Raw genomic sequence first — 13674 nt, 5'->3', positions numbered from 1 at the left:
CTTGGAAGGTATTAAAATCGACTTTATTTTCTATTACTCCAAGCATATCGTCAGAATATGCAAAAAAAATGGAGAGACACTGTTGGTAATGTTCGAACATATAAAGAATGGCTGCTATATAACCCAGCCATTCTCGCTAATTTCATGATTTTATCTTTTTGAGATTGGTGATAAAAGAAGAGGATTGCTTTTTCTTCATCAACCAATAACAACTAGGCACAAAGAAAAATGATAGAACAGTTGTCAGCACAGTGCCCCCAGCAATCGCAATTGCAAATGGAGGCCAAAAACTACCACCAGCAAGGATCAAAGGCAAAAAGCCACCAACCGTTGTGATAGTCGTAGACGTAATATGCCTAGCACACGTCATTACACCCGACACAATCTCGTCTATGGTACTGGCTTTACTCGCTCTCAACTCTGACAAAATAACTATCGCAGCATTGATCGCAAGTCCCATGAGACCTAGTAACCCTATGATGACTGTAAACCCAAATGGATAACCAGCAATGTAAACACTTAAAATGCCCAACATCGCTGATTGAAAGGCAGTTATCAATATTAAACCTGTTGTCGTGAAGGAATTAAATGTCAACACAAGCACAGTTATCAGCAAGACAAAAATTACGCCAACTTTACCCAGTAAACTCCCAACAGCTTGATCTCGCTGTTGAGATTCACCGCCAATTTCCAACCGATAGCCTACAGGCAGCACAAATTGCTCTTTTTCTAATTGCACCTGTATCTCTTTTAAAACTTTTGCAGGCAAGACATCAGTTTGCAAGAATGCCTCCACCACATTAAGTCGCTCTCCATTTCGGCGATGGATCGTACTTTGTTCAGGCACAATACGACTTGTAGCAAATGCAGATAAGAGCAAAGGCTGATCACCCATCACTTCCACATTAGCTAAACCATCCAACCCATCACGATACTGATTATCAAACCGTAAGCTTACCGGCACTGTTTCCGTATCTTCCAAAATACTAGCCACTGTCACGCCTTGTGATTGTGCCTGAAGCTGAGCTGCTACACGTTGTGCTTGAGCACCAGCATGGATCAACTGGGGTTCTTGTGCAACTAACTCAACTTTCGCCGCGCCAGATTGTAATGTTGTTCGCGTATGCGTCACATCAGGATGCGCAATCACAGTCTGCTTTACACGTTGACCTAACTCAGCCAACTTATCGAGCTCTGGACCAAATATTCTAATTTCAATTGGGGCATTGAATGGTGGCCCCTGTTCAAGCTTTCTAACCAGAGTTTGTGCTTCAGGAAATGCCCTATCTAATTCACTTTGCAAGGTTTTTATCAGTGTATTAGCTCGTTCAAAGTCAGTGACTTTAACCATCGCCTGAGCGTAATTTCGCGCTCCTTTGTCCCTTTGCATTAAGTTGTAGTAAAAAATCGGGATATTACGCCCGACCATCCAATCAAGACGCTCAATACCTTCATGTTTAAGAATATGTTCGTCCATTCTTTTAACTAATGCATTGGTTGCATGAATACTGGCATTGTCCGATAGCCGGACTTCGATATGGAACATATCTCTATCTGCAGGTGGAAAAAACTGTTCGGTTAATTGGCCTGCTGAAATAAACCCTAAAATAGGCAATACCATGACACATGATGTAGTGAGTAATGGCGTTTTTAAAGAGCGCTTTAACATCTTCTCAAAAGCCTCACTTAGCGCGCCAAGCCGGATCCCTTGAACTAAGAATCCATTGCCTTTTGTATTGTCAGTTTGAACATATTTTCCTGCGAATACAGCAATTAAGGAATGAGAGATAGCATAGGATCCCACTAAAGCAAAAATCACGCTTAAAGCGATACCACCTACAAACTCACCTGAAGGCCCAGGCATTAATACGATGGGCATAAATGCCAAAATGGTCGTTAAGGTTGAGCTCAGAAGTGGTAGCCAAAAATGATTAACCGCTTTAGATACGGCTTTCATTACCGTTAACCCTTGTTGTCGATATCTTTGAATCGCGTCGGTAATTACAATGGCATTGTCGACCATGATACCCAGAGCCACTACCAAACCGGTCACGGAGATCTGATGAATTGGTAACCCGTACATATTCATACATGCCAGTGTAAACATCACAGTAAGTGGCAGAGCGAGGCCAACAATTATCGCAGCCCTGAGCCCCAAAGTAACGAATAGAACCACAAGGATTAGCGCAAAACCGAGCAAAATATTGTCTAATAAACTACCGAGTCGCTCTTCGGTGTAACCTTTTTGGTCGAACAAGCTGTGTAGTTGAATATTATTGGGGAGCGTATGCTTGAACTCGTTAAGTAAAGTGTCTATCTGCGCTGAGAATTTATCAATACGTACGTCTGGCAGCATGCGTATTCCTAAATAGGCCCCGGGCATACCATCCACCCAAGCAACCTCTTGCTGCGGTTCAACCAGCATGCGCTCGACTTTCGCAATATCACTGAGCTGTATCTGACCATAACGACTATCACTTTGGATAGGAATAGCTGCAATTCGAGCAATGTTAGTAAACTCGCCAGAGAGCTCTACTTGCATTTGAACTTGTGAGTTGGTGATCATACCCGCAGATATTTTTGCATCTGCATTTTTTACCGCTTGCGCGACTTGCTCAAATGACAAATTGGCCAATTTTAACTTAGTGGGGTCTAAGGTAATTCTCACCTCTTCATTTGCGACTCCAAATAAATGAACCACTTCAACGCCAGTTTGATTTCTTAATCGATTGCGAAGCTCTTTGGTATATCGGTTCACTGCTATTTGCTTTGTCTGTTGCAGCGACGATGATGCCGATCGGTCGGGCTCAATGGTTAACGCGACAATTTTGGTATACGCATAACCCCGGTCATCTTCTAACAAGGGAGATGATGCCTCTTCGGGCAGCTCAATTTGCACATCGTCAAGCAAGTCTCTCAACCTTGACCACACCGGGTTGCTATCGATGACCGCATCTTCTAGCTCGATACTCAGTACACTGATCCCCGAGCGGGACATCGCTATCAAGTTTTTTATTTCTGCTTGTTGTTTTAACTTTTGCTCTATTTTTTCAGTAACCTGCGCTTCTACTCGCGCTGCTGATGCACCGGGTAAGTAGGTAGTCACAAATGCAAAGCGATTGATTATCCGTGGATCTTCGGTGCGAGGTAAACTACTTAAAGCCGCAAAACCCGACACTAACAGTAAGGCGATGAGTAGGACTTGAAAACGCGCATTATTCAACAAAAAAGCAATCATTGCTGCTCACCTCGAGTAGCAACCGATTGGACAATATCTACTTTAATATGCGCTGCAACTTTGTGAGTCCCATTGGCTAAGATTTCTGTGCCATTTTGCAAATCCCCGTCTATATAAGCGTATTGACCATCGCTATGCAGCACTTCAACTGCTGTAGGCTGTAAATGGCCTTGCTCAATTTGGTATATTTGCCAAGTACCGCGAGTACCGTTAGTGAGTGCACTAATAGGTACCCAATACCCTTTTTTCTGCTGTTTCTTTGCGATTGTCATCGATGCCATTTGCCCTGAAAAAACAACCGCATCATGCGGTAATGCAAAGCGCAATTGAACTGTGCGAGATACGGGGTCTAAATTTGTACCACCGGAACGCTTTTCAGCTTGATATACATGTCCACCCACACTAATGGGCATAGTTTGTTGGATGTTTATCAACAAGTTTTGTGGCACACCTATGCGCACTTCTGAATTACCCTGTTCCAGTACACGCAGTGCAGTTTGCCCCGGTCCCACCACTTCACCAAGAGACACATTTCGCGAAGCAATAACACCATCGAAAGGAGCCTTTAAATGGGCTTTACCAAGTCGAATATCAATACCTTTAATCTTGACCTTCAACACTTGTAATTCCGCGTTGAGTACGGCGATTTGTGAGCGGTTTTGATCTAACTGTTGTTGTGCCGAATAGTTTGATTTACTGAGTTTTAAGAGTCGTTCGCTATCTTGCTGTGCGAGTGTCAGCTGGGCTTTGACTTTATCTAGGTTGGCAAGGTGTTCAAGTTTTTCAACCTCGAGTAACTGGGTATCTTGCTTCGCAAGCAATTGCCCTTTTTCAATCACATCGCCTTGATCAGCATAAAGTGCTTCAAGCACGCCATTAAATTCAAACCCGATTTCCGCTTCTTGATGTTTGACTACCTGACCGGTGACTTGGCGAAACTGATAAAAGCCTGTCGCTTCTTGCACACTGTAGGCCGCCACGGGCAGCCCTTGATTTTGCGCCTTGTCATCCTCCGCGACACAAAAGTGTGCGTTAAGTAACAACATCAAGCTTAATAAAACTCTCATATATGATCCTTGCGAACTTCTTTACTGTTTATACTTGCCCTGTAGACCTTCAGTTTAGTGTATTGCGCCAAAACTCTGTAGAGTCAGGCAAAGTAAAGTAATTTAAAAACCAAAAGCGAGCCAACTTCGCTCGCTTAAGTAACCCTGTATAAACGGTCACATTAGAATAAAAATACTAAACTTACCTTCATTGTACCGCTGTTTGATTTTTATACTAGATGTACCGATAACATTTAAGTACTAATCTCGTGAATAAATCCATACTCACCCGCAGATTCTTAGCCTTGTTTTCTCAACGCATTTAGGACCCATCTCCATTTAACCAAACAAAGTGACTGTTTGAACAAGGTGAGATGCTCCTTGGTTGGATATGAAAAGTAACTACCAGCATGTGCTTGATTTTGAGCATCAGCTTGTTGATGTTTAAGCGTACGCATTACCTCTCCATATAGTTGTGGAAAATGATTACTTACCTGTCTATCAATATCTAATAGGCACTCAGCTTTTGGCACTTTAATCATGCGTTGTGCGATGATAGGGCCAGCATCAATCTCTTTATTTTCTACCCAATGGGCTGAGATCCCGTATCTCTGCTGGTTGTATAGGTAGCTGAACATAATGGGAAACAAGCCTCTGCACTGAGGCAAAAAAGCAGGGTGAAAATTAACCACGCCTTGTTTTGGAATGCCAATGACTTCGTCGTGTAAAATCTGATCAAAGTAATAAATGGTCAACAGGTCTATTTGTTTATCCTTGAGTAGATTAACCACCTCAGGAGAATTTACATCTTTGACTTTGATGTGTGTGATCCCAAGATCTTCACAGCGCTGCTTAATACTGGGAAAAACGTCCATTCCGAAGCGTTTTAATATAGGACGGATAAGCGTCGCAAGTACCATTTTAACGAACAGGTACTCTGTAAAGCTATAACCTCGGTTACGCATATTTTTATAGGCTTGTTTTATAAAACCACCATTTTTCTTTGAGTATGGATCGCTGGTGATCACTAACTTGATGTCATCCTTGTGCGTTTCCAAAACCTTAAGAATTGCCGGCAAGGTCGCCATATTTTCAATATTGCACAGCGCTAAACGCATTACACCATCTCCAACTCTTGGCCATCAAAATATTGATTCAGGGGTCCATACATCGCGTGTTTAGCAGGCGGATGGAAGTTAAATGCATGGATAACTTGGGCTATTGTCGCGAAATAGCCTGTATTGATATAGTTAATACCGCCGACCAAACTCAGTATATTTTGGGTCACATCAGCAAGCACATCTTGCAAGTGATATCGGACACTCAATACTTGGGCAAGGGTATCTTGAGTTTGGTCGTTCATATCACTCGCGATTGCTTTAAGTGATAGTGCACATGCCTCTAGTTGAATATGCACCTTTGCTTTGTCTGAATCTTGTAACCTACCCAATTCACAGGCACGTTCGACTAAACCACATACCATGCCTAAATAAGAAGCGCAGGTGATCAGCTCAAACCATACAAACCCAGCAACATGCGATTGATATGCCGATTTTTCATCAACATTGACCAACATTGAGTGCGGTACAAACACATTCTCCAGCACCACGGCTTCGCTTTGGCTCGCTTTTAAAAACGGTGCTTGCCAAAACTTTTCTACAGAAATGCCTTCGCACGCTTTGTGTATCATTGCCACAGCAAAATACGGCTCACCGGATTTTGGTTCAACTTGAACGCTTGCCGTTAATAAGTCCATACAATGGGCTAAGCTACACGGCTTTTTCACACCTGATATGACGTATCCTTTATCAATTTCTTTAGCAATAATTTGGCTCTTCAAAATGCTTTTGCCAATTTGTCCCTCACTAAACGCCGAGGAGACAAGTAAGTTTGAGCGAGAGATCCCTTCTAACATCAGTGACTCTAATCCGTTCCCAATTTTGGCCATTTCTTGCAGTGTCGCAATTGAGAATTGATGCATACCCGCGGCAATCGCCAAAGACGGAGAAGCGCCCCCAATTGCCATTTGTAATTGCACAGCCTGCCATGCACTGAGCCCTTTGCCACCGTATTTCTCTTTAACTAAAGTGGACGCACCGCCAGCTGCTTTGAATATATTAATTGCTTGGCTTTGCTCCCCTTCAAGCTCATCAAAATGGGATTCTCTCAAGTGACTTGCCAATTCAGGTAATGTGTCGCGCAGCAATTGCTGCGCTTTTTGGTAGGTACTCATGCAACGGCCTCTGTTTGGCTTGCAAATAACTCACTCAACATTTGTTCGACATTTTGCTTGATTGCGGACTCTGCTATCGGTTCAAGAATGTCTGCAAGTGTTGGGATCCCCATACAAAAACGAGCATCGAATGCGATGGTACACTGCGCGTCATTTAGTGCTTCGATACGCCAACACCCCTCAAAGATGTCTGCGTCTCCTTCTATTTGCGTAAACTCAATTTTTAGATTGGTTTTGTCAAATATATCGCGCTCTCGCCAAGACATTTTGCCGTCATGAAAATGCACTAGCCATGCAGACTCAGACTCATGTTCGCTAACTTCTGTGACTTCCACAGAGATCACAGCTTGGCAATGACTTTCAAACGATTTGAAGTCGGCAATCTTATCGAACGCTTGTTGTGCTGAAGCGTTAACAGTTTGAATGTATTTTACGTCTCTCATGGTCTTTCCTTAAATCTTTTCAATTGCGATGGTGAATGCGCTGTACAACTGTGCTAACTGATCGTCGGTTAAAAATGCGCAAGGGGTAAGGCGCACAGTTGAAGCATTACTTAATGAATGGCTGGTAAGAATATTTTGGTTGAGCAGTGACAGTGTCAGCTGGCCAGCTCGGGCTGGCGTGCCTACATCAATACCAATTAACAGCCCCTCTCCTCGTATGATAATTTGCTCCTCGTGTTGCGCATTTTTAGCGTGCACGATGTCGTTGAGTTTATCGAGGATCTGTTGCCCCAGACGAGCCGCGCGTTGCGCTACTTGCTCACTGAGCAAAACATCAATGGTCGCCTCTGCCGCCGCCAGTGCAATGGGCGAGCCTCCAAAGGTACTTGAATGCAACATAAAATCTTGATTCAAGGGTGCAAATGCTTTTTCTGTCGCGACTACAGCGGCACAGGGCACGACGCCGCCGCTGAGACCTTTGCCAACTAACATCACATCGGGCACGATATTGTGTTTATCTATCGCCCACATAGCGCCTGTGCGTGCCAAACCAGATTGGATCTCATCACAAATAAACAAACCGCCAGACTGGTCACATAATTGCTTTGCGGTATGTAAAAATTCATAACTCAAGGCATAAACACCGCCTTCACCTTGTACTGGCTCTGCGATAAATGCAACAGGCTCGCTGTGCTTTGCAAATGCCGACTTTAAAGCAGCGATGTTATCGCGCTCAACAAACTCAACATTGTCAAATAAAGGAGAAAAAGGTGCTCGAAATTCATCGCGATGCGTTACAGACAGCGCACCCAATGATTTACCGTGATAGCTACCGGTGAGCGCAATAATGTGCTTGCAACCGTTGGCTCTAGCAAGCTTTAATCCCAACTCCGTTGACTCAGCACCAGAATTGGTGAAAAAAGCGTATTGGATGGCATCAGGGCATATATCTACCAGCTTTTTACTCGCGGTCGCCAAATTAGGACTCACTAATGTACGTGAACTCATTGGCATCATATCAATTTGGGATTTAACCGCCTCAACAACTTTGGGGTGTTTATGACCTAAAATAAAAACACCAAAACCACCAAAATCTAAATAAACTTTACCTTTCTCATCGAGAATTTCCGCCGATTGAGCACTTTGTTCAATCGGCAAATTCATCAAGTTGGATAAACGTGCTTTTGAGCGATTACTGTGCGTCTTAAGTAGACCAAGTATATGTTCTCTCACGTTAATCTGCTCCTGACAATTCAGTGATCAGCGGGTGAGTTTGATCATAAGCAACCAAGTTTTTAGCCAGAGTGTGGCGCACATCAAATTCATAACATTCGCCTGCAACTTCCGCCAGCTTGGGCACATCAGATTGAAACCCTTCAGACATATCTAGGTATTTTAAGTAAATAGAGGTTTCTTCAAACATACGTTTAAAACGTTTTGGCAGTGCAGGCATAAAGACTGGCTTAACCAATCGCTCAAAGGTGGTTGGGCTCATCAGTTTTGGAGCTTTAAAGCCGATTGGATATTGTGAGGTGATCTCCTCATCCTCTCCGAGTGTTAACAAGTCCCCTAATGTTTTGGCAAGACCACCTGCCGTTAACCAAAACTCACCCGTCAGCTTTTTATCAACAATGGTTAAAATGCACTTGGCCACAATATCTCTTGGGATTACATCAACCAGAGTATTGGCGTCCCCCGGTACTATTGGAATAACTTCTTTCGTCGCAAGCTTGAGCATGTTGTGGATCCCCTGTTTTTTGGGCATCAATCCGAGCGTACTGTCACCAACAATCACTGACGGACGCACAACAGTAATATGTTCACTCAGACACGCCTCAGCTTCACGCTTACTTTGCTCATAATTATTAAAATCATGACCATTTCGACCTTTTACAAATGCAGTGCTAATGTGGATAAGCGGTACATTGAGCTGTTCGGATAATTGAATGGCATGCTGCAGCCCCGCCACGTTAATGCCAGCCAACACATCTGGATCGGCAGTAAAGTCAGTTAGTGCCGCACTGTGCACGATACACTCTACCCCTGCTAGCTGTGCTATTTGTTCTTCACTTAAACCAAAATTGGCCTTGCGTATATCACCCTGAATTTGCTGACTAACCCCCTGAGGTAAGTCACTAAAAGATCGTTGATTAACTAGAATAACAATCTCATCATTTGGGGATAAAAGCTCTAATATTGAGAGCCCCACGACGCCTGTCGCGCCGGTTAATAGAAATCTACGAGACATAATTACTCCTTAATCATATTGTGTGTAAAAAGCACGCTAAACCACAAAGTCCCCTTTACGGGTAATAATGATAATGATTTTCAATTTCAGATCAAACAAATATTTTACTAAATTTTAACCTTTGAAATTCGTTTACCTTTATCACGCAAAAAATAAAGTGAAGTTGCAGCAACCAATTATTGAAGTATCAAGGAAATGTGCAAAAAATATTGAGACGGGAATATGAGCGTTAAATATTCAAAGTGGACCTGCCTTAGCGGTCTAGGTCCACTATTGATTGTGAGCTAAGTTGACTACACCTTACTTATTTACTACTAACGTATAGTCACCAGCACCTTCGTAAGAATAAACAATAATACGGTAGTAACCGCTTGTCGCATTGTAAGAGATCGACTCTACCGACGTGGGCGTTTCAGATACTGCGACTCTTTGCCAACTACCACCTTGCCAGCGTTCTAATTTCAAATCAAAGTCCGCATTGCTTGGGCCATTTAGATCAAGCTTGATGACACCACCTGCATACTGAAACCAGCTGCCATTAGGTTGGATCTGTTGGGCTTTATTCGCGAGTGTTCCGCGATAAGTCTCACCTTTTGGAGGTTCAACAACAGACGAATCCAAATCAAATGAGATGGTTTGTGCGGGATCTGAGATACCTGATATAGATAGCCCAGAGTCAGACCCATTCCACCACAATGCATTTGTGCCTCGTGACGACAAACTATTTGGCAGGACGCTGCTAAATTCACCGCTGGCCCCATACAAGTCCGTGCTGTCACCGCGATTTACTTTATTTTCAGGGTCACGATTACCATCAGCATGCTCCATTTGAATGTATGGGTACCACTCATTGGAGTTACTTCCCTTGGAGTCTACGTGCCAGATAGCTAAACCTTGGCTGGGTTGCTCTTTATTTTGGCCTGACTTATGAATTGCTTCGATATAGAACGCTTCATTTCGATTGCTCGGATTGGTCCACTTATAAGATGTATGGCTGCCTGATGTATGACTTAAGCGACCAGTCGGTGCATTAGCATCTACAGCTGGATTAAGTTCAGTTACTGTATCCCATCCAGCAATCGCTCTAAAATGCGCGACAGGTGGTGTCGGCCTAAACTTATTAGTAGTGCCAATTGCACCGAAGCCCATTACCCCGTAACTGGCCACAGATCCGTGAGAGCTGCCATCGTAATCATAGAGATCAGGCCAATTTGTAATTAGATGCCCTGATTCATGTACAAAGGTACCTATTGAAAGGCTCGCACGCATATCCGTAATTTGATATCGATCTGTACACACTCCATCAGCGCAAAATCTCGGGCTCAACCTTGCCATATGAGGCCATAGCCCCTTAGACCATGCACTGTCAGAATTGCCAGCATAAAAGATGTTTAATCCGCGAATTTGATTGCTGCTATTGGTAGATAAAGTGGAAAAATCAAAACCTTGTTGATACTCTAACCAATCGAGCGCCTCTTTAATCAGCTCTTGCGAACGCACCGTTGAACTCAAGCTAGAATCAGCATAATAGGCTTTGTTCTTTTTCGCTGTGTAATAAGCAGTGACCGTGTTGGTGTAGTCAAGCTTGTTATTCGATACTTCTAAAAAGTAACCACGTACTGATTGTGCATTCCCAAACTCAGTGTAGTTTTGATTATTTAAAAAGCGCTCTACTTGAGATTTTGAAATAGTCCCTCGCTCATCAGGGAAGTCGATTATTATGGTTAACCCTTTGATTTGACCGGTCACCTGTGCCGTCACATCTGTGCTTTGCGTACGGACAAGTAGTGGACTTTCAAGAGCTGGTAACAATTCACTTTGCTTTTGCTCTACTAATGCCTGAATAGCTTCTTTAGATAACCCAACTTCTGGGCCAGAGGCAATGCTAACTATCCCACTCTTTGCCTCATCTAGATCTGAAACTAATACCCCTGTCGAGACAAGGCCTGTTCCTGCCTTGTTCACTGATGCATAAGCCATCCCGTTGAGTTTTTCATCAAATACAACCAATTTGCCAGAGCGCGTTCTTTGCTCTGCATAATAGGTATTACCCTGTAAAAAGACAGAGACAACTTCACCATTGGGCTGAGTAAATTGATATTCTTCATTTTGATAGGGAATAGCGGCTATAGATAGCGTCGGCAAAAGGATTGATGACAACGCAACAATGTTTCTTACTAATTTCATTATAGTTTCCTTTACAAGTTTTCCTGATACGGAAACTAAAGTATTGACCTTTTTTTAACCAAATTCAATTCTTATTAACGGTCAGAGAAGTATTTTTTTGCAATGATCCGCGAAGAGCATAGCCTTTCAAGCTTAACTTTTTTTCCACTTGGAGACTTTATACGTTTGATATCTGGAGTTTTTTTAAGTTGCTCTTGCAATGCCTGAGCTAAATCTTCGTGCTGAAAAAGCTTTGAATAAAACTGGAGAGACGGCCCTAGTTCACTCTTGAGCAATATTGGTATTGATTCAATTAATGTGTGCACTCTATCATTCGAGAGAGCAACACCTGAATTAATGTACTCGTACAAGTACTTTTGCCACATAAAAAACAATTTGAAAGCGGGTTGACCACTTTGTTCTACTTCTAAAGCAACTGAGCTTCGAAATCGCGTAAAGCTATTCCAGTCATCTAAAAAAATTTGCGTGTTGAGTAAATTTAACCCAGTCCCAGCAGCATAAGCGGATTGCCCCACTTCAGAATGAAAACGAAATGCGCGAATATACATCAGTTGAGCATGACGATACTTTTCTTGATCGAAATAGATGTTACCCAGATTATTCTTGATATTCGCTATTATTTCTCTGTCTTCGGCCAACATTAAAGACTCTTTTAGGATGTTTGCCGCTTTTTGTGGCTGACCACTATACCGATATACGACAGCCATATTGTTAGCCACTCGACTAAACTCTTTAGGGTCGACCGCATACGAAATAGCACATTCGTTCAATATCTCTGCATAACTGTAGTCGTGAATACGCCGATGATAAATTGCCACTGCTGTTGCAATGTCCAGCTCTGTGCCTTCTATTGCACTTTGCCAACTATCACGTTCAAATATGGACACAACATGCTGTACGATTGCAGCATCATTGGCTCTAACACCTGACTCCAAGCCGACAAGGTAAAGCTCTAATAACCCTCGGCTGGGCTTTTTAGGTAATCTGGATTGTATCGAGCTAAATACATGTGCGGCCTGTTGCGGGTTTTGACTATTGAGCTCTTTTATTTTATTGAGAGTCATGAACATTTCGCTTGGTGACATCACAACCACTACCGATAACAAACCTGCTATAAACATAATGCCACTACTTTCTTGGTACCCTGTCTAAGCATGGTATAGAACATAATGAAAACCAAGCTTGGGTTAAGAATTTCTCAATTGACCTGAATTCACCAAATTACTTTCATTTCATCAAACCACAAGTTCGCCCGCAATGAGTACAAGAAAATTTGTTTGGAATACGCATCAAGAAAACATTTATTTAACATTTCGGGATAAATAAAACATATGAAAAAATTCATTCAATTTTATTAATTTTAAAAATCAATATCTTAACAACAAAAAGAAAGTACCCGATAAAACTACTAAAATCAACAATAGAAATTCAAGAAACATACAACATTGTAAATATTGAACTTTTTCAACTCATATGAAAAAACGCATAAAAATACAACAAATAAAAACAAAAGACGCATTTAAGTTACATATGAAGTTTTTCATCATAAACAGTTTACATTTTGAAAACATCCATGTAGGATGAAGTTGTTCCTTTGGAGACACCACTTAATTAATTAAGTAACTCCTAGAACTCCCGAGAAGTAGAGCTTACTGATAAGGATGTTGGTTTATTGGGTATTTCCTTGGCAAAGATTATTGCTATTGGAGATTGGGCAGGCGATAGCCTGCCTTTTTTTTGTATTGTAAATGGACCCAAACTCTCCCTTGTATACGTATCACTTGGTATAATAATCTGGTACCTATATCCATGGAAAAAGAAATGCTACGCCAACCGTTTTCTGTTCTTGTCGTTATATACAATCAAAATAAACAGTTTCTATTGCTGCAAAGGAAAGACGACCCCGAGTTTTGGCAATCAGTTACCGGAGGGATAGATAGAGGTGAAGCTCCATTAGCCACTGCCTATCGTGAGTTAAAGGAAGAAACCGGCATAGATGCTCATGTCCTAGGCCTCGAAATAAGATCTCATGACGTAATTAATCAATATGAAATTCGCCCTCAATGGCGACATCGTTATGAAAGCAGTGCAAAAATCAATTCAGAGCACGTTTTTAGCATTTGTGTTCCAAACGATATTGCAGTCAAGTTATGCGCTGAAGAGCATACAGACTACATCTGGCTAGACCAAAAGGATGCAGCAAATACAGCATGGTCTGCAAGTAACAAAAAAGAAATCCTCGCCTTGTAATGATGCGCCCTTGATTTAGATGCTAAAAA

General features: G+C 42.3%; 10 protein-coding genes. 1 reads left to right on the top strand and 9 read right to left on the bottom strand.

Features of this window, described 5'->3' with window-relative positions; translation table 11 throughout:
- Positions 1-142: 142 nt before the first annotated feature.
- The 9 genes from J8M00_RS01145 to J8M00_RS01105 form a co-directional block, all read right to left on the bottom strand.
- A complete protein-coding gene (locus tag J8M00_RS01145) occupies positions 143-3238 on the bottom strand; it encodes an efflux RND transporter permease subunit (RefSeq protein WP_211008544.1) in 3096 nt (1031 codons plus the stop codon).
- Positions 3235-4305, bottom strand: coding sequence for an efflux RND transporter periplasmic adaptor subunit (locus tag J8M00_RS01140; RefSeq protein ID WP_211008543.1), 1071 nt, complete (start codon positions 4303-4305; stop codon positions 3235-3237). The genes J8M00_RS01145 and J8M00_RS01140 overlap by 4 nt, the downstream gene beginning before the upstream one ends.
- Before the next feature lie 278 nt (positions 4306-4583).
- Positions 4584-5402 (bottom strand): formyltransferase family protein, encoded by an 819-nt coding sequence (locus J8M00_RS01135; RefSeq protein WP_211008542.1) that lies wholly within the window; start codon positions 5400-5402, stop codon positions 4584-4586.
- The gene (locus J8M00_RS01130; protein ID WP_211008541.1) at positions 5402-6517 is read right to left on the bottom strand and encodes an acyl-CoA dehydrogenase family protein; all 1116 of its coding nucleotides are present in this window, start codon (positions 6515-6517) and stop codon (positions 5402-5404) included. Before J8M00_RS01130 ends, J8M00_RS01135 begins: the two co-directional genes overlap by 1 nt.
- The gene (locus J8M00_RS01125) at positions 6514-6960 is read right to left on the bottom strand and encodes a type II toxin-antitoxin system RatA family toxin (protein WP_211008540.1); all 447 of its coding nucleotides are present in this window, start codon (positions 6958-6960) and stop codon (positions 6514-6516) included. The genes J8M00_RS01130 and J8M00_RS01125 overlap by 4 nt, the downstream gene beginning before the upstream one ends.
- 9 nt (positions 6961-6969) lie before the next feature.
- Positions 6970-8193, bottom strand: a complete 1224-nt coding sequence (locus tag J8M00_RS01120; RefSeq protein ID WP_211008539.1) for an aspartate aminotransferase family protein — start codon at positions 8191-8193, stop codon at positions 6970-6972.
- A gap of 1 nt (position 8194) precedes the next feature.
- Positions 8195-9208, bottom strand: a complete 1014-nt coding sequence (locus J8M00_RS01115) for an SDR family oxidoreductase (RefSeq protein WP_211008538.1) — start codon at positions 9206-9208, stop codon at positions 8195-8197.
- A gap of 300 nt (positions 9209-9508) precedes the next feature.
- On the bottom strand, positions 9509-11395 hold the full coding sequence (locus J8M00_RS01110; protein WP_211008537.1) for a M6 family metalloprotease domain-containing protein: 1887 nt from the start codon (positions 11393-11395) through the stop codon (positions 9509-9511).
- A gap of 74 nt (positions 11396-11469) precedes the next feature.
- Positions 11470-12516 (bottom strand): tetratricopeptide repeat protein, encoded by a 1047-nt coding sequence (locus J8M00_RS01105; protein ID WP_211008536.1) that lies wholly within the window; start codon positions 12514-12516, stop codon positions 11470-11472.
- Positions 12517-13204: 688 nt separating this feature from the next.
- Here J8M00_RS01105 and nudB point away from each other — a divergent pair.
- Complete coding sequence (gene nudB, locus J8M00_RS01100; protein WP_247687173.1) at positions 13205-13645, top strand: dihydroneopterin triphosphate diphosphatase; 441 nt, start codon at positions 13205-13207, stop codon at positions 13643-13645.
- Positions 13646-13674 lie beyond the last annotated feature (29 nt).

Origin of the sequence: Pseudoalteromonas luteoviolacea (genome assembly GCF_018100925.1) — a bacterium.
GTDB classification, from domain to species: domain Bacteria; phylum Pseudomonadota; class Gammaproteobacteria; order Enterobacterales; family Alteromonadaceae; genus Pseudoalteromonas; species Pseudoalteromonas obscura.
This window is presented reverse-complemented; position numbering and strand designations above follow the sequence as displayed.

Excerpts from the sequence above, each read along its gene's own strand:
- J8M00_RS01145 (WP_211008544.1), bottom strand. The coding sequence starts at position 3,238 with ATGATTGCTTTTTTGTTGAATAATGCGCGTTTTCAAGTCCTACTCATC.
- J8M00_RS01140 (WP_211008543.1), bottom strand. The coding sequence starts at position 4,305 with ATGAGAGTTTTATTAAGCTTGATGTTGTTACTTAACGCACACTTTTGT.
- J8M00_RS01135 (WP_211008542.1), bottom strand. The coding sequence starts at position 5,402 with ATGCGTTTAGCGCTGTGCAATATTGAAAATATGGCGACCTTGCCGGCA.
- J8M00_RS01130 (WP_211008541.1), bottom strand. The coding sequence starts at position 6,517 with ATGAGTACCTACCAAAAAGCGCAGCAATTGCTGCGCGACACATTACCT.
- J8M00_RS01125 (WP_211008540.1), bottom strand. The coding sequence starts at position 6,960 with ATGAGAGACGTAAAATACATTCAAACTGTTAACGCTTCAGCACAACAA.
- J8M00_RS01115 (WP_211008538.1), bottom strand. The coding sequence starts at position 9,208 with ATGTCTCGTAGATTTCTATTAACCGGCGCGACAGGCGTCGTGGGGCTC.
- J8M00_RS01110 (WP_211008537.1), bottom strand. The coding sequence starts at position 11,395 with ATGAAATTAGTAAGAAACATTGTTGCGTTGTCATCAATCCTTTTGCCG.
- J8M00_RS01105 (WP_211008536.1), bottom strand. The coding sequence starts at position 12,516 with ATGTTTATAGCAGGTTTGTTATCGGTAGTGGTTGTGATGTCACCAAGC.
- nudB (WP_247687173.1), top strand. The coding sequence starts at position 13,205 with ATGGAAAAAGAAATGCTACGCCAACCGTTTTCTGTTCTTGTCGTTATA.